Raw genomic sequence first — 15,314 nt, forward strand, 5'->3', positions numbered from 1 at the left:
CCTTATCGCATGGCGAGACCGGCACTCACCTTGATGAGGTCGCCGGGCAAGACCAGGGTATTTTCCTGGGCCGGAATTTCCTTCGCCTGACCATTCTCATCTCGTACGATGGTATAGACGATATTCACATCCTTCCCGCCGGCATCGATATTGTTGGCATCGGCCGATTGCGCGACAGCCTCCTGCATCAGTGCCTGGCTGGTGGAGAGCTTGAGCTGCAAGGTTTCCAATTGGGTAGCGGTATCCTGCAGATCTTGCGCGAGCGAGTTCTGCCAATCGTTGCGCACCGTATTTTCGTCCTGAGTGGCCTTGCTGATGCTCTGCTTGGCGTTCAGCGATGCCGTGTCGGTATCCAGAAGATTGGTCTCAACGTCGGAAGCGCGCTGCTCGGCCGCAATCTTGCGCGAAGCAAGTTCCAATCCTCTTTCCGCCAGGCTCTCGACCTTGTCGCGGTCTGCCTTGGCGAGATCAAGTTGGCGGCTTAACGTATCGGTCTTCTTCGCCAGCCCCTCGACCTCGCTTTGCAGCAGCACCTTCAGGTCCGCCAGCGCCTGCAACTGCGTCTTCATCCGCTGACTGCGCGTCTTCATCAGGGCGTCTTCGCTGGCGAGGATGTCGCTCGATTGCGGCAGCTTTTGCAGCTCCGGCGGAACATCGATCTGATCCTTGTCGGAGAGCTCGGCCAGAAGGCGAGCCTGGCGCATCAGCAACCGCCCGCGTTCCGCCATGAGAACGACGGCGTCACCCTTGGCATTGATGAAATCGCGCGCAAAACGCTGGCCAGCATCCGCGCGGCGCATGCCGCCGCCCAGACTGATCGCCTTGAGGACGCTCAGATTGGGCGCAAAAGGATACTCGCCCGGATTTTGAACTTCGCCGGAGAGATAAATCGGCCGGTATTGCGAAAGCTCCACCGAAGCCGAAGGTCGGTCGCGAAGGCCGAATTGCTTCTGCAATCCAAGACCGATCGCTCCAGCGATCTCATCCGTCGTCTTGCCGCTGGCAGGCATGTCTCCGATGAACGGAATAGATACCGAACCGGAGGGACCGACCGTATAGTCACCCGAAATCACCGACCAGTCGCGAATCGTGCCCTCTGCCGTCTGCCATTCGGCAACGCGAATGCGCAGTTTGTCCATGACGCCCAAGTGATATCCGGGAAGGTTATCGGCACGAGCATTGCCTGACACCGTGCACAGGCTGAGGAGGATGAGAGCTGCGCAACGAAAAGGTGTGGTTGCGCCAACAAGCCTACCAGAAGGCTGAATTTCAATCATGCAGGATCTTCCCTGTTATTAATTTGCAGCCCCGCAGACGCGGGGAAACCGCAGGAGCCTTCCCTGCGGCATCTGCTTTTGTCGTTAGTAGCTGCCGCGCGACAGGCAAACCGCAGGAATGGTTTTAGCGATAATCATCATGTCGCTGCTAAGTGACCAGTTTTTGACATAATGCGTATCGAAGGCGACGCGGCTCTCGTAGGAGACGTCGTTGCGGCCACTGACCTGCCACAGACCAGTCAAGCCAGGACGAGACTGGAGATAGTAGATCGCGGAGGTTTCATAGCGTTCCAGCTCATCCTCAACGACGGGACGAGGGCCAACAACACTCATTTCTCCGCGGATAATATTGAGGAGCTGCGGCAATTCGTCGAGGCTCAGTTTACGAAGCACCGCCCCGATAAGGGTAACGCGGGGGTCGTTTTGCAGTTTGCGCGTTGCGCGCCATTCGTCCATCGCGCGGGGATTGGCCTGCAGATAGGCCTGCAGCACCCTGTCACCGTCGACGACCATGGTACGGAACTTCATGCAACGGAAGGTTTTGCCGTTGTGACCGATGCGGCGATGACCGTAAAAGATCGGGCCCCGGTCCGAAAGCTTCACCAAGAGCATGAGCATTAAGAAGAGGGGGCTGATGAGGATCAGCCCCATCAGGGCGGCTGTGAAGTCGAATCCCCTCTTTAGGATTCCACCCGTCGGCGGAAAGACGTCGCTTTCCGTAGCGCTGAAAAAAGCCGATGTGGCCGATCTCGTCGCAGACTTCATAGAGATGACTCCATTCATGTTGGCGAATTGGTCGGAAATGTCTCGGACGCGTAGTTAGTGCGATGCAGCGAAGAGTGTAGGATGAGATTGGGATTTTTTAAGCCAATTTTTTATGGCAATGCCGATCCACGGTATGGTTTTACCGCCAACGCGGTTAGAGCACCCAGCTTAGACGTTTCCGGCACGATCTCTATACAGCTTACTCATGGTATAAATAGCAGAATAATTCACTTCTTACGTTACCGGTGATGGTGTAGTAGAATGTTAAATGTGGAATTTGTCGATTTATTCGCCGGATATTGTCGAATTATGCCTTGATCTCTCTTTGGAACTTCTAAGAAAATCTGTTTTTTGTTGGAAAATATTGCACTGCAACAACATATTGCGGCGCACATATTGATCGAAGCGATTACTGGACTTTGTAACAAAAGTTGATTGAATTGTTTAAATTAAATTCGATTGCACTAATCGATTAGCACTACGAAAATTGAATGTGAAATTTTTGCGAACAACCTTTGGGAGAGTGTCCAGAAGAGAAAAAAGATAATGAATGCAATTGTACTGATTGTGGAGGAGTAGTTTTAACGAGCGCGACGTAGCATCCGTATCAATTCGTAACGCATTGTCGTCGCTTGGTTGAATCTAAATGAATCATAAAATATATTTAAGTTCTGGGTCTACTGAGGGAGGCAAGACCTTGATTACTTTTATGCAGATATTCCTGGGGAGGAGGTAACGTCATGTATGCACCTCGCGTCTTCATCAGCATGGCGGGCACTCTGGCCGTATTCGCCATCGCAACTTATTTTTTGACGCATTCTCTTTCGATCACCCTGATCGAAACTTTGATTTGCGCCATCCTACTTCAGATCGGTTACTTCGCGGGCGTTCTTTTCCTGGTGTGGAAGGAACGCAATGCGAGGGATGCGTTGTTGAATGAAGGCTCCGCTGGAATACCGTTGCGTGAAGGTGACAAAGTCGGTGGCCTGCCCGCCGCCAACCTCAACCGTTCCGAACCCTTCAACCCCTGACGTCGCCACGCGGCGTATCTTTTGGCAATCATGTGGTTGCCGGATGGCTGTTGTCGTCCTAAGTCTCCAACAGAACCATGGAGGCCGACTTGATCGACAGTGCCGAAAACAATGTCTGTGTAATCATTGCCGCGAAGAATGCCAGCGATACCATTGGTCTCGCCGTGGCTTCGGCGCTGCGCGAGCCGGAAGTGGCTGAGGTCGTCGTCATCGACGACGGTTCGACGGATGGCACGGCCGCCGCTGCCGCTCAGGCTGATGATGGTACCGGCCGCCTGATCATCCAGGAGTTTGAGAAAAACCGCGGCCCCGCGGCTGCCCGCAATCACGCGATCGAGATTTCGCGCGCGCCGCTGATCAGCATCCTCGATGCCGATGATTTCTTTTTCCCGGGGCGCTTCAAGCCGCTGCTTGCCGGCAATGATTGGGATTTCGTCGCCGACAACATCGCCTTCGTCGATGCCGACACGGTTTCGACCGCCTATACCATGCTCGATCATTTCGATCCGAAGCCGCGCTTCCTGGACCTCGTCGCCTTTGTCGAAGGCAATATCTCCAAGCGTGGTGTCCGGCGCGGCGAGATCGGCTTCCTGAAGCCACTGATGCGCCGGTCGTTTCTGGACAAGCATGGGCTACGCTATGACGAAGCGCTGCGTCTCGGCGAGGATTACGACCTCTATGTGCGGGCTCTTGCCAAGGCCGCGCGCTACAAGATCATCCATAGCTGCGGCTACGGCGCCGTGGTGCGCAGTAATTCCCTGAGCGGCCAGCATCGCACCGACGATCTGCGGCGGCTCTATGAGGCGGATCGGGCGATCCTCGCTGCAGGCGGACTTTCGCAGACCGATGCGGCGGCCATCCGCCGACACGAGCAACATATTCGCGACCGGTACGAGCTGCGGCATTTTCTCGACATCAAATCGCAATCGGGCATGAGCGCTGCCGCGTCCTATGCCTTGGGCAAGCCCGCCGCCATTCCAGCCATAGCCGGCGGTATTTTCGCCGATAAGACCGAGCGTTTTCGCAAAGGTGGCAGCGCGCCGATTGCACATTCGGGCGCGAACGGCCTGCGATATCTCCTGCAGGCCGCTCCTGAATAAGCCTTGGCGCGTCAGAAGTAGTCGCGCCGCACGCCTTCGATCACTGTCATGAAGCGCTCCTTGCGACCGGCAAGGGCCGCGTCGCTGCTAAGCTGCGGCTTCGCCTTGCTGGCTTGCCAGAGCGCCAGCGCCGAAGGTACCGCAAGTGCCTGTTTCGCCATCACGCGCAGCGTGGTCTGTTGCGGATCGACAAGGACGGTCTCGCCAAACCGCTGCTTCCCCAATTCATCGGCGGCCTGCTCGTCGCGTTCGAAACCGACGCCCCAGAAGCGGGCGCCCTTGGCGATCGCTTCGGCGCGGGTGGAGACAGGAATATGTTTCGGCGCATAGGTAACGTCGAGCGAGCGTGCCCAGTCGTTCCATTTGAAGCTGTTGATCGCCCGCGAAGTGCTGACGGCAATCCACGGCACGCGGAAGGCGTCGGCAAGGATTGCGCCATGCATGGATTCGGCAACGATCAGCTCGGAGGTGGCGATCTCGCGGATCACAGCCTTCGCCTCGCCACGGGGATCGAGATAGGAAAGACCAACTGTCTTGCAAATACCCTGCCAGAGCCCGGCCCCAGCCGATTCCCAGTGCGGCACGAAGGTATGACGCTTGGTCTTCGGCAGATTTTTGAATTCCGGCATCTCGGTGACCATCACAGCGGGATCAACGATGCCCATATCCGCGGGAAGGCCAACTTTTTCCGCCGTAAGCGGGCCGCGTACGCAGCGGATGTCCCATTTGCTCTTGTCGCTCGTATCGGGAAGAGAGCCATAGCCGAAGCCGCTGCCGATGACGAGCTTTTGGCCTTCAGTCGGCAATAGCAGCGTGTTCAGGACGGTTCCCACGCCAACCAGCAGTGTTTCCTCATGAACATCGCGCAGGCCGGGGAGTAGAAAATCCCAGAGCCAGAGATTGAGATCGTCACCGAAATTGCCATGGGTTGATTCCCAGTGGAACGGCTTCATACAGGACTCCTTGATGATCTAGACCGTAGCTGAACATACATTGGCTCTAGAATATGGCATGAACAGCTTTGCTGCAGTGCGAAAACTAGGGCGTAAACTTGCCCGCGGCAAGCTGCATCGCACTCTGCAATATACCCGGATCGCGCCACGCCCATTTTGCAAGCAGCCCGAGCTGCGGCCATCTCCGGCGCCGCAGCTGTCGCACCTGGCTCCACAACGCCTGTTGACGGGCGCGATTTTTGCAGGCGCGAATGGTCACGATATCCTGCGGCCGGCGCGAAAACCGCTGTTCCAGCGTGTTGAGTGCCGTCCAGGTGGTGAACTGCTGGTGCAGGAACTGGGGCGAGTCATTGTCGATGCTGTGAAAGATGTTGACGCCCTCACCGCGCAGCGCTCCGGCATCCTCGCAGAGCAGGATGCGCCTGGCGGCCAGGATGCAGTCGCAGAAGAACAGCACATCCTCGGCTGCCAGCCGCAGCGCGGCCTCGAAGCGGACCTTCTCGAACAACGGCCGACCGATCACCATGCAAGAGAGATGCAGGAAGCTCCAGTCTTTCAGCATCACACTGGCGATATCGGGGATTTCGATGATCGAGGGCGTGTCGGAGAGGCGCACGGCATCAGGTAATTTTGCCAGCTCATCTATGCCGAAATGATAGGAAAAACCCTCACCGCCGTCGATGGAGTCCCAATAGCAATCGCCATCATGGCGCGTCAGTGCCTCGAAAGCGTTGCTCAGATGCTCCGGTGCCCATTCGTCGTCGGAATCGAGGAAGGCGACGAAGCGGCTTGCGGCCGGCACGTTATCAAGACCGGTATTGCGCGCACCGCCCGGTCCCGCATTGGCTTGGCGGATGACCGTAATGCGCGCCCGCTCGTCGTTTCCGAGCGATTGAAGTTCACTTACCGCCGAGAGCGGCGATTCATCATCGACGATAAGGATATCGAAATCCTGAAACACTTGCTTGGATATCGATCTCAATGCGCGCTGCAGAATGCCTGTCTGTCTCTGGTAGAAGGGAATAACAATCGTAATTGACGCCATTTTTTCGCCTTACGTTTTTCAACAAAGAATTTGCGACCCCCTCCCAGGGTCACGGCCATGCATTTTTCGACAATCTCCATCGCTGACTACAGCCGCTCCCTAGAGACAGGATGTCGTAATGACCTCAACAGTTAGTGTCCGTTCGATAACGAACAATGTCGGATGGAGCGTTTTATCGAAGACCAGTACATTTGGATTGAAATTCGTGACTGTGCCCATCCTGGCGCGCATCCTTACTCCCGAAGAATTCGGCGTTGTCGCCGTGGCGCTCACGGTCGTGCAATTCCTTGCCATGATCGGCGGCGCCGGGCTCACCTCCTCTCTCGTCATCCAGGAGAAGGAGGATATGCTGACAATTCACTCCGTCTTTTGGGTGAATCTGGCCGTATCGACACTGATGGCCGTAGTTCTCTATATTTTCGCCGACTTCTTCGCAACATTGTTGGGCGCTAAAGAGGCAGCCTATCTGCTGCGCATCATGGCCTTCATGATTCCCATTCAGCTTGCCGCCGATGTGGCCTATTCGATCCTGGCGCGGCGGATGAATTTCAGCAAGGACGCGGTCTGGAGCATGATTTCGGAATCCTCCGGCGCGCTGGTCGCGGTCGGGCTCGCCTTCTTCGGATTTGGCGTCTGGTCTCTCGTCGCGCAGCTTTTCGTCTCCGGCACCGTTCGCCTTGTCGGTCTTTACACCGTCTCCGGCTATTGCCCCCGGTTCGCCTTCTCCTTCAGCCGCATCAAGGGCCTGACGAAGTTCTCCTTTGGCATGATGGGCTCGGAAATAGCCAATTTCGTCGCCTTCCAGTCACCGATGGTGATCATCGCTCGCCACCTTGGTCTCGCCAATGCCGGCGCCTATTCCGCCGGCAACCGTCTTGCCAGCATCCCGAACCAGGTCGTGCTCTCGGCAGTCATGGGCGTGCTGTTTCCGGCCTTCAGCCACATGACTCATGACCGCAAGCGCCGGTCGGATGCGCTCATCTTCAGCACACAGGTCATGACGGTGCTTCTGGCTCCGATGATGTTCGGGCTATGGGCCATTGCCGAGCCGACCATGCTGGTGCTGTTCGGAGAGAAATGGGCATACGCCTGGCCGGTGCTTGGGCTGCTGGCGCTTTCCAAGGCGATCCTGACGCCCTGTAGCACCTTCATTGCTTACCTCAAGGGTGTCGGACGCGGCAACGTCCTGTTCTGGTCGGCCGTCGTCCGCGCCATCATCACCACGGCCACGGTCTCCTACGGCGCGATCACCGGCGATCTGATCAACGCCGTGGTCTGGCTCTGCATCGTCAACGCCATCACGCTGATCTTTTACTCCTGGGCGGTTTTTCGCGCCGACGGCACGCCGTTCCTCCAGGGCCTCTACGTTAGCAACCGGCCGATGATCACCGCCCTTATCATGGCGCTCATCGTCCGCTTCATGCTGGACCATTTGAAGGTGGCAATGCCGAATGCTGTGCTGCAGATCATCGTGGGCTCGGTGGTGGGCGGCGCGATCTACCTCGCTTTCGTCCTGCTGACCGAGAGAGCACTTGTACGAAAAGTCTTGCAACTCGTTCGTTCACACAGAATGCCAAAGACGAAAACTCAACCTATAGCTGAGTGATTCAGCCGGATTTTCTTAGAGAACTTGCACTGCTGCCGCATTCTGATCATGTTTGTTCACGGATTCTGTGGCGGTGCAAAAAAATGTTCACCTATTGCGAAAAAAATGATGTTGGCGCTTCATAGGGCTGCAGATCGTTTCACGAATTATTTCAGCGTACTTAAATCCTTTTAATACCAGAGACTTCCACAGATAACGGCCTGCCGAATCGCCTGTTTCATTATCCTTTTCGCCCCGAAATTGCGGCTGCCGAAGCCCATTTTTTCTTGTTTTTTGCTGCACTGCCATATTTCTTTTCGTGAGATCGCCCTAGGTTAGGCGTGTGGGCTCTGGTCTGCTCTGGTTGAAACGGTCGCAAGGGGGGGAGCGACCTGGAAAAGGGGTGACGGACATCGTGAATGTGACTGCCAACGTGTCTTCGCGGATAAACCTCATGCGTATCGTGCTCATTTCGGGCATCATATTTGTGCATATCCCATTCGATACGGATTCCAGCCCGTTTAACGGTGACTATGGGCTCTTCGACTGGTTCCGGGTCTTCCTGCGCGAAAGTCTTTTTCGCGTCGGTGTTCCGTGCCTCAGCGCCATTTCCGGCTATCTTCTTTTCCGTCACGGCACGGCAAAGCTTGACTATGCCAAGACCATTCGCCGCAAGACGAAGACCGTTCTGCTACCCTTTTTGCTGTGGAACAGCGCCTTCTTTCTTTTCGTGTTGATCCTGCAGAGCGTCGGCGTCGGCGACGGCTTTCTGCCGGACGTTTCAAACGCCAGCCCGCGCACGCTTTCTACGCTCCTTTTCGCCATCAATGGCACGCCGATCAACCTGCCTCTGTATTTCCTGCGTGATCTCTTCGTCTGCATCCTGCTGTCGCCATTGCTGGCGATGCTGATCGGCCGCTTTCCGCTGCCGACGCTGATGGGCTTGCTGCTGCTGGCGGTGTTGCCGATCCCGCTCGGCATCGTGCTTCGAAATTCCATCCTCTTCAGCTTCGGCTTCGGCATCTATCTCAGCCTCTATCGCGTCGACCTGATGATCATCGACCGCTACGCCGCAGTTATCGGATCTACCTTCATCGCCCTTACGGCCCTGCTGGCCACGGCAGCGTACCTCACCGGCCCGGACTTTCCCTTGTGGCTCGATATAAGCCGCAACCTCATGGTGCTCGTCGGCATTCCTGGTTTCTGGGCATTATCGGCGATCTTCATCAGGAGCAGGATCGGCCAGAGCCTGGCGGGAACCGGCAGTCTGAGCTTCTGGATTTTCTGCGCCCATCACCCCTTGCTAATCTGCCTTTGGATTCTTTGGAGCCGTGGCGGCAGTGAACTCTATCCGATTTTCTATCTATCGGCGGCCGCCATCGCCCTAATCGTGCTGCCCCTGACCAACGGCGTGGCGCGTTCCGCCCTGCCCTCCCTCTATAACCTGCTGACCGGCAGCCGAACGCGGCAGCGTGCCGAGACCCCGGCAATTGCCGGTCGTCCGCAGGCGACTTACAAGCAAAGGTGACACATGACGAAACCGACCGCCCATGCGCGCAGACTCAGCCTTGCTTCACTGGCCATCTTGAGCGCCGGCCTTGTTCCTTGCGTGGTTTCCGCGCAGGAGGACAAGCCGAACGGCACCTCCTTCGTCGACAATTTCGACAAAATCGACAACAGCCGCTGGTACATTTCGGATGGCTGGAACAACGGCCCGCACCAGAACTGCACCTGGTCGAAGAAGCAAGTCAGCCTCGAGGGCGGCGCGCTGCAGCTTCAATTCACCCAGGGCAAGACCGGCCAGCGCGACTATGCCTGCGGCGAGATTCAGACCACCAAGCGTTTTGGCTATGGCACCTATGAGGCTCGCTATCGCACCGCAACCGGCCCCGGCCTCAATTCGGCGTTCTTCACCTATATCGGTCCGACCGATAAGAGGCCGCATGACGAGATCGATTTCGAGGTGCTCGGCAAGAATGCCGGGCAGGTCCAGGTCAATCAATACATCGCCGCCAAGGGTGGCAACGAGAAACTGGTTTCCGTCCCCGGTGGCGCAGATCAGGGCTTCAACGACTATGCCTTTGTCTGGGAGAAGGATCGGCTTCGCTACTATGTGAACGGCCAGCTGGTCCAGGATGTTACCGACCCGTCGAAGATACCGACGCATGCCCAGAAGATCTTCTTCAGCCTCTGGGGCACCGACACGCTGAGCGGCTGGATGGGCAAGTTCGCCTATGGCGGCAGCCCGTCGACCATGCAGATCAAGCGTGTTGCCTTCACCGCGGAAGGCGACAAGTGCCAGTTCCCGGAATCGATCGCCTGCAAGCTGAACTGAAACAACAATACGGCTGCGGAGCAGATTGCGCAGCCGGGCAAGATGCCGTGATGCAACACGAACGAAACGAAACGCCCGGCTTCGACCGGGCACGAAAACGGAAGTCTGAATGCTGCATATTCTCTACTTCGTCCACGATCTCGCAGACCCCGCCGTCCGCCGGCGGGTGTTGATGCTGCAGGCGGGCGGAGCACGGGTGACATTGGCTGGCTTCCGGCGTGACGACAACGCGCTGGCGACCGTGCACGGTATCGAACCGATCGAGCTCGGACGGACGCGTGACGCGCAATTCACACATCGCATCGCGGCCGTTGCCAAGTCCGCGCTGAAATTGCGCGGCTCAATGCATTCGGTCCAGAAGCCGGACGTGATCATCGGCCGCAATCTTGAAATGCTGGCCTTGGCCAAGCGCGCGAGAGCCATCTTCGGCGGCGATATGCCCGTTGTCTACGAGTGTCTCGATATTCACCGGCTGCTGCTGCGCAAGGACACGCTTGGCGGCGCCCTTCGCGGCATGGAACGGTATTTTGGGGTGGATGCCGCGCTGCTGCTCACCAGCTCACCTGCCTTCGTCGAACGCTATTTCCGCCCCCGTTCCGGCCTCGATCTGCCGATCGTCCTGCTGGAAAACAAGGTTCTGGCGCTTGATGGCCTTGGTGACGCGGCCTCCCCCTCTCCCCGGTTGCCGGCCAAGGGCCAGCCCTGGAAGATCGGCTGGTTCGGCGCACTTCGCTGCCGCAAATCGCTGGCGTTGCTCGATGAGTTTTCGCGCCGGATGGACGGGCGTTTCGAGATTATCCTGCGCGGGCGGCCGGCTTATTCGGAGTTCGACGACTTCGATGGCATCGTGCGTGACGCGCCTTTCATGCATTTCGCCGGTCCCTATAAGAACCCGGAGGATCTCTCGGCGATCTATGGCGAGGTACAGTTCTCCTGGGCGATCGATTTCTTCGAAGAGGGTCTGAATTCGAGCTGGCTGCTGCCGAACCGGCTCTATGAGGGCGGCCTTTACGGCACCGTGCCGATTGCCATGGACGGCACCGAGACATCACGGTTCCTCGCGAGCCGGAAAATCGGCCTGATGCTCGATAAGGCCAACCCCGCCCATCTCGTGGCGCTCATGAACGACATGAACGAGGAACGCTATCTCGCTGCTTTCGACGCCGTGGCCGCGCAAGACCGCAGGCAGTGGATGACCGATCGCGCCGACTGTCAGGGCCTTGTGCAGCGGCTGGCTTGCCTGACCCACACCAACGAGCAAACCGCCGATTCACAGGCCATCCCGCAACTGCAACGCAATAGAGGTGGATTGCAATGAAAACTGGAGACCCCAAGCACATGCGTTGCCTGATCGTCATCCCCTGCCTCAACGAAGAAAAGCATATCGAGCCGCTGATCGCTAAGCTCGGTGGCGCTCTGGATGAACTTGACGCCAGGATCGTGGTCGCCGACGGCGGCAGCACCGACAGGACGCGGGAGATTGTCAAGGAGATCGCCGGGGCGGACCCGCGCGTTCTCCTGCTCAACAATCCGAAGCGGCTGCAAAGCGCTGCAATCAATCTCGCTGTCGAGACCTTCGGCAACGAGTACGACTATCTCATCCGCATTGATGCTCATGGCGACTATCCCGATGATTATTGCCAAAGACTGGTGGAGGAGGCCGACGCGACCGAGACAGATTCAGTCGTCGTCGCCATGCGCACCATGGGTTTCAGCGCCTTCCAGAAGGCGACGGCGGTGGCGCAGAACTCGAAGCTCGGCAATGGCGGCTCGAAGCATCGCGAGGGTGCCAAGGGGCATTGGGCCGATCATGGTCACCATGCGCTGATGCGCATCACCGCTTTCCGCGCCGTCGGCGGCTATGACGAAACCTTCAGCCATAACGAAGATGCCGAACTCGACTACCGGCTGCGCAAGGCCGGCTATCGCATCTGGCTCACCGACAAGACGACGATGACCTATTATCCACGCGCCAGCATTCCGACGCTTTTCCGGCAATATCTCGGCTATGGCCGTGGACGGGCGCGCAACATCCTGAAGCATCGCAGCATGCCGAGTGTTCGCCAGATGCTGCCACTGGCCGTGGTGCCGATCTTCATCGGCGCCTTCCTGGCTATCCTCAACTGGGTTGCGGTCATTCCCGTCAGCCTCTGGGCCTTTGCCTGCATCGCCTATGGTTTCTGGATCGCGCTCGGCCACCGCAACCCCTATGGGCCACTTGCCGCCATCTCGGCCATGGTCATGCATTTCGCCTGGTCGATGGGCTTCTGGATGGAAGTCCTCAAATTTCGCGGGCGCAGGGTGGTGTCATGACGCAAAGCCCGGAGAGCCCACGCGTGAAAATCGATATCGCCGTCTGCACCTATCGCCGTGCCGAGCTGGAGCAGACCTTGCTGTCGCTGGCGGCCTTGAATGCACCGACCAGTGCTCTCGTCCGCATTATCGTTGCCGACAACGACGTGACGCCGAGCGCGCAGGACCGCGTCGAGGCAGTGCGCTCGGCCGTGCCCTTCGACATTGCCTATGTGCATTGCCCGGCTTCGAATATTTCCATTGCCCGCAACGCCTGCCTGGAGCATGCGAATGGCGATTTCGTCGCCTTCATCGATGACGACGAAACGGCCTGGGAGAATTGGCTGACGGAATTGCTGGCGACGGCGGATACGACCGGAGCCGATGCGGTTCTCGGACCGGTGCGCGCCGTCTATCCGGATGCGGCGCCGGACTGGATGCGCCGTGGCGATTTCCATTCGACCCTGCCTGTCTGGATCGCGGGCGATATCCGCACAGGCTATACCTGCAACGTGCTCTTGCGGCGCAAGGCGCCCTCACTTGCCGGTCGCCGTTTCAACCTCGCGCTCGGACGCAGCGGCGGTGAGGACACGGAATTTTTCGCCCATATGCATCAGGCAGGCGGGCGCATTGCCTTTGCCGAGGACGCGCTGGTCCATGAGCCCGTGCCGAGCGGGCGGGCCAAGCTGTCGTGGCTTTCGAAGCGACGTTACCGCATGGGGCAGACGCATGGGCGGATGCTGCTGGAAGGGGCGGCCGGTCTTGGCCGCTGGAAGGCAATTGCCGTTGCCGGCACCAAGTCCGCCTACTGCTTCGCCGCCGCCGCGCTTCTTTCCCCCTTGCCGATACAGCGTCATCGCTACGGCCTGCGCGGCATCATGCATGCCGGTGTCGTCAGCGGCCTGTTCGGCGTTCGTGAAATCGAGCAATACGGAAACCTGGAGAAAGCGCCGCAATGACGGATTTCATCCCTGATGTCAGTTTCGTCATCGCAGCCTACAATGCCGAGGAGACGCTGGAGCGCGCCATCGACAGCGCGCTTGCGCAGGGCGCTGTCAGCATGGAGGTGATCGTCGTCGACGATTGCTCCAGCGACAGCACTCGGGACATCGTCAGCAATCACTCCGATCCTCGCGTGCGCCTGGTCGCCATGCCCCATAATGGCGGCCCAGGCGCGGCGCGCAATGCCGGGCTGGACGCGGCGCGCGGCCGCTGGGTGGCTGTGCTTGATTCCGACGATGCGCTCCGTCCGGACCGCATGGCGCGACTGATCGCGCGGGCCGAAAAGGCCGGGGCGCAGATCGTGATCGACAATCTCGATGTCATCCGGGGCGAGAACGAGGCCGCTGGCACCATGTTCCCCGAAGCCATGCTCGCCCGCATACCCCTGCTGACGCTCGCAAAATTCATCACATCGAACATGATTTTCCAGTCCGAGCATAATCTTGGCTACACAAAGCCCGTCTTCGAACGGGCCTTCCTGGAAAAGCACCACTTGCGCTTTGAGGAATCCCTCCGCATCGGCGAGGATTACATCTTTCTCGCCTCGGCCCTGGCCAGGGGCGGCGTCTGCGCGGTCGAGCCGACGGCGGGCTACCTCTATTATATCCGCGATGGTTCGATCTCGCGGGTGCTGAAGCGGCAGCATGTCGAAGCGATGATCGCCGCCGATGCCAAGTTTTTTGCCGAACATCCTTTTGGTGCCGCCGCCCTCGCCGCACAGCGGCGACGGACGCGGAACCTGAAGGACGTACTGTCCTTCCTGATGCTGATCGACAGCCTCAAGGATGGCGCCCTACCGGCCGCGCTGAAGATTGCATGCAGCAATCCACGCGCGGTTCGCCACCTGCGCATGCCGATTGCAGTTCGCCTTCGCCGTCTCGCCGCCTCTTTTTGGGGTAGTAGCGAAACGACCGTCCTTACCGGCGGTGAAGTGGCTGCGGCCTCGCAAATCTCCTCCTCCCTCCCCAGTTTGGGCGCAGGCCCTCACTCTAACAAAGGATAGAGCCATGGACCGTAAGCTTCCCGTGAGAAAAGCAGTTATCCCGGTTGCCGGCAACGGAACCCGTTTCCTGCCCGCCACGAAGGCAATGCCGAAAGAAATGCTGACGATCGTCGATCGTCCGGTGGTGCAATATGCCGTCGATGAAGCCATCGAAGCCGGCATCGAGCACATCGTCTTCATCACCAGCCGCAACAAAACGTCGATCGAGGATCACTTCGACGATACGCCGGAGCTGATTTCCTCGCTGAACAGGGCAGGCAAGACAAAGCAGGTTTCCGAACTGGAACGTCTTCTGCCGCGCGCCGGCTCCGTCAGCTTTATCCGCCAGCAGGCGCCGCTTGGCCTCGGCCATGCCGTGTGGTGCGCCCGCGACGTGATCGGCAACGAACCCTTCGCGCTATTGCTGCCCGACATGGTCTGCCATGGCCTGCGCGGCTGCACCGCCGGGCTGATGGATCTCTACAACGAAGTCGGCGGCAATGTCGTCGGTGTTGAGGAATGCTCGCCGGAAGAGACGTCGAGCTACGGCATTATCGGCAGGGGAGCGCCGGTTCGCCATGGCTTCGGCGTGACCAAAATGGTTGAAAAGCCGCATCCTTCGGAAGCGCCTTCTAACTTTTACCTTAATGGTCGTTATATTCTGCAGCCCGAAATCTTCGATATCCTGGCCCGGCAAGAGCGCGGCGCCGGTAACGAGATCCAACTTACCGACGGCATGCTGCGCCTGTCTGAAACACAGGGGTTCCATGCTCAGGCCTATAACGGACGGACTTACGATTGCGGATCGAAGCAAGGCTTCATCGAGGCGAATGTCGCCTTCGCGCTGGCGCGCGCTGATATTGGTGGTCTCGTCTATGACTCGATCCGGAACCTGGTTCTCTCGCACGAAGCGCAGATGAACGCAGCTTAAACCAACACACTTTAGC

15 protein-coding genes are annotated in these 15,314 nt (G+C 58.4%); 10 read left to right on the forward strand and 5 right to left on the reverse strand.

Annotated elements, in window-relative coordinates; genetic code table 11:
* Positions 1 to 2: 2 nt before the first annotated feature.
* Positions 3 to 1,277, reverse strand: a complete 1,275-nt coding sequence (locus tag EX00_RS13615; RefSeq protein ID WP_047458512.1) for a polysaccharide biosynthesis/export family protein — start codon at positions 1,275 to 1,277, stop codon at positions 3 to 5.
* An 84-nt stretch (positions 1,278 to 1,361) separates the two neighbouring features.
* Positions 1,362 to 2,042, reverse strand: coding sequence for a sugar transferase (locus EX00_RS13620; RefSeq protein ID WP_047458515.1), 681 nt, complete (start codon positions 2,040 to 2,042; stop codon positions 1,362 to 1,364).
* A gap of 740 nt (positions 2,043 to 2,782) precedes the next feature.
* Between EX00_RS13620 and EX00_RS13625 the strand changes: the two genes are divergently transcribed.
* The gene (locus tag EX00_RS13625; protein ID WP_047458518.1) at positions 2,783 to 3,073 is read left to right on the forward strand and encodes an exopolysaccharide production repressor protein; all 291 of its coding nucleotides are present in this window, start codon (positions 2,783 to 2,785) and stop codon (positions 3,071 to 3,073) included.
* 89 nt (positions 3,074 to 3,162) lie between these two features.
* Entirely contained in the window at positions 3,163 to 4,173 is a 1,011-nt protein-coding gene (locus tag EX00_RS13630; protein WP_047460286.1) for a glycosyltransferase family 2 protein, read from the forward strand.
* 11 nt (positions 4,174 to 4,184) lie between these two features.
* Here the strand turns inward: EX00_RS13630 and EX00_RS13635 are convergent, their stop codons facing one another.
* Together EX00_RS13635 and EX00_RS13640 are read right to left on the reverse strand one after the other, a co-directional pair.
* Positions 4,185 to 5,126 carry a polysaccharide pyruvyl transferase family protein gene (locus EX00_RS13635; RefSeq protein WP_047458521.1) on the reverse strand — a complete coding sequence of 314 codons (942 nt, stop codon included), beginning with the start codon at positions 5,124 to 5,126 and terminating at the stop codon, positions 4,185 to 4,187.
* A gap of 85 nt (positions 5,127 to 5,211) precedes the next feature.
* The gene (locus EX00_RS13640) at positions 5,212 to 6,171 is read right to left on the reverse strand and encodes a glycosyltransferase family 2 protein (RefSeq protein ID WP_047458523.1); all 960 of its coding nucleotides are present in this window, start codon (positions 6,169 to 6,171) and stop codon (positions 5,212 to 5,214) included.
* 118 nt (positions 6,172 to 6,289) lie between these two features.
* Here EX00_RS13640 and EX00_RS13645 point away from each other — a divergent pair, with 118 nt between their 5' ends.
* Complete coding sequence (locus EX00_RS13645; protein ID WP_047458525.1) at positions 6,290 to 7,777, forward strand: lipopolysaccharide biosynthesis protein; 1,488 nt, start codon at positions 6,290 to 6,292, stop codon at positions 7,775 to 7,777.
* An 87-nt stretch (positions 7,778 to 7,864) separates the two neighbouring features.
* Here the strand turns inward: EX00_RS13645 and EX00_RS31465 are convergent, their stop codons facing one another.
* The gene (locus EX00_RS31465; RefSeq protein ID WP_155294064.1) at positions 7,865 to 8,065 is read right to left on the reverse strand and encodes a hypothetical protein; all 201 of its coding nucleotides are present in this window, start codon (positions 8,063 to 8,065) and stop codon (positions 7,865 to 7,867) included.
* Positions 8,066 to 8,210: 145 nt separating this feature from the next.
* Between EX00_RS31465 and EX00_RS13650 the strand changes: the two genes are divergently transcribed.
* The 7 genes from EX00_RS13650 to EX00_RS13680 all read left to right on the forward strand — a co-directional run bounded on the left by EX00_RS13650 (position 8,211) and on the right by EX00_RS13680 (position 15,298).
* Positions 8,211 to 9,284 carry an acyltransferase family protein gene (locus tag EX00_RS13650; RefSeq protein ID WP_080761271.1) on the forward strand — a complete coding sequence of 358 codons (1,074 nt, stop codon included), beginning with the start codon at positions 8,211 to 8,213 and terminating at the stop codon, positions 9,282 to 9,284.
* A 3-nt stretch (positions 9,285 to 9,287) separates the two neighbouring features.
* Positions 9,288 to 10,091 (forward strand): endo-1,3-1,4-beta-glycanase ExoK, encoded by an 804-nt coding sequence (gene exoK / locus EX00_RS13655; protein WP_047458528.1) that lies wholly within the window; start codon positions 9,288 to 9,290, stop codon positions 10,089 to 10,091.
* Positions 10,092 to 10,200: 109 nt separating this feature from the next.
* Positions 10,201 to 11,409 carry a glycosyltransferase family protein gene (locus EX00_RS13660; RefSeq protein WP_047458530.1) on the forward strand — a complete coding sequence of 403 codons (1,209 nt, stop codon included), beginning with the start codon at positions 10,201 to 10,203 and terminating at the stop codon, positions 11,407 to 11,409.
* Positions 11,406 to 12,404 (forward strand): glycosyltransferase family 2 protein, encoded by a 999-nt coding sequence (locus tag EX00_RS13665; RefSeq protein WP_047458534.1) that lies wholly within the window; start codon positions 11,406 to 11,408, stop codon positions 12,402 to 12,404. Before EX00_RS13660 ends, EX00_RS13665 begins: the two co-directional genes overlap by 4 nt.
* The gene (locus tag EX00_RS13670) at positions 12,401 to 13,342 is read left to right on the forward strand and encodes a glycosyltransferase family 2 protein (RefSeq protein WP_047458537.1); all 942 of its coding nucleotides are present in this window, start codon (positions 12,401 to 12,403) and stop codon (positions 13,340 to 13,342) included. The genes EX00_RS13665 and EX00_RS13670 overlap by 4 nt, the downstream gene beginning before the upstream one ends.
* The gene (locus tag EX00_RS13675; protein ID WP_047458540.1) at positions 13,339 to 14,388 is read left to right on the forward strand and encodes a glycosyltransferase family 2 protein; all 1,050 of its coding nucleotides are present in this window, start codon (positions 13,339 to 13,341) and stop codon (positions 14,386 to 14,388) included. The genes EX00_RS13670 and EX00_RS13675 overlap by 4 nt, the downstream gene beginning before the upstream one ends.
* Positions 14,389 to 14,392: 4 nt before the next feature.
* Complete coding sequence (locus EX00_RS13680) at positions 14,393 to 15,298, forward strand: UTP--glucose-1-phosphate uridylyltransferase (protein ID WP_047458544.1); 906 nt, start codon at positions 14,393 to 14,395, stop codon at positions 15,296 to 15,298.
* Positions 15,299 to 15,314: the final 16 nt, after the last annotated feature.

Origin of the sequence: Martinezella rhizogenes, from assembly GCF_000799715.1 — a bacterium.
GTDB classification, from domain to species: Bacteria; Pseudomonadota; Alphaproteobacteria; order Rhizobiales; family Rhizobiaceae; genus Rhizobium; species Rhizobium rhizogenes_C.

What these genes read in the sequence shown, in the direction of transcription:
- EX00_RS13615 (WP_047458512.1), bottom strand. Translation starts at nt 1,277, where the DNA reads ATGATTGAAATTCAGCCTTCTGGTAGGCTTGTTGGCGCAACCACACCT.
- EX00_RS13620 (WP_047458515.1), bottom strand. Translation starts at nt 2,042, where the DNA reads ATGAAGTCTGCGACGAGATCGGCCACATCGGCTTTTTTCAGCGCTACG.
- EX00_RS13625 (WP_047458518.1), top strand. Translation starts at nt 2,783, where the DNA reads ATGTATGCACCTCGCGTCTTCATCAGCATGGCGGGCACTCTGGCCGTA.
- EX00_RS13635 (WP_047458521.1), bottom strand. Translation starts at nt 5,126, where the DNA reads ATGAAGCCGTTCCACTGGGAATCAACCCATGGCAATTTCGGTGACGAT.
- EX00_RS13640 (WP_047458523.1), bottom strand. Translation starts at nt 6,171, where the DNA reads ATGGCGTCAATTACGATTGTTATTCCCTTCTACCAGAGACAGACAGGC.
- EX00_RS13645 (WP_047458525.1), top strand. Translation starts at nt 6,290, where the DNA reads ATGACCTCAACAGTTAGTGTCCGTTCGATAACGAACAATGTCGGATGG.
- EX00_RS31465 (WP_155294064.1), bottom strand. Translation starts at nt 8,065, where the DNA reads ATGGCAGTGCAGCAAAAAACAAGAAAAAATGGGCTTCGGCAGCCGCAA.
- EX00_RS13650 (WP_080761271.1), top strand. Translation starts at nt 8,211, where the DNA reads ATGCGTATCGTGCTCATTTCGGGCATCATATTTGTGCATATCCCATTC.
- exoK (WP_047458528.1), top strand. Translation starts at nt 9,288, where the DNA reads ATGACGAAACCGACCGCCCATGCGCGCAGACTCAGCCTTGCTTCACTG.
- EX00_RS13660 (WP_047458530.1), top strand. Translation starts at nt 10,201, where the DNA reads ATGCTGCATATTCTCTACTTCGTCCACGATCTCGCAGACCCCGCCGTC.
- EX00_RS13665 (WP_047458534.1), top strand. Translation starts at nt 11,406, where the DNA reads ATGAAAACTGGAGACCCCAAGCACATGCGTTGCCTGATCGTCATCCCC.
- EX00_RS13670 (WP_047458537.1), top strand. Translation starts at nt 12,401, where the DNA reads ATGACGCAAAGCCCGGAGAGCCCACGCGTGAAAATCGATATCGCCGTC.
- EX00_RS13675 (WP_047458540.1), top strand. Translation starts at nt 13,339, where the DNA reads ATGACGGATTTCATCCCTGATGTCAGTTTCGTCATCGCAGCCTACAAT.
- EX00_RS13680 (WP_047458544.1), top strand. Translation starts at nt 14,393, where the DNA reads ATGGACCGTAAGCTTCCCGTGAGAAAAGCAGTTATCCCGGTTGCCGGC.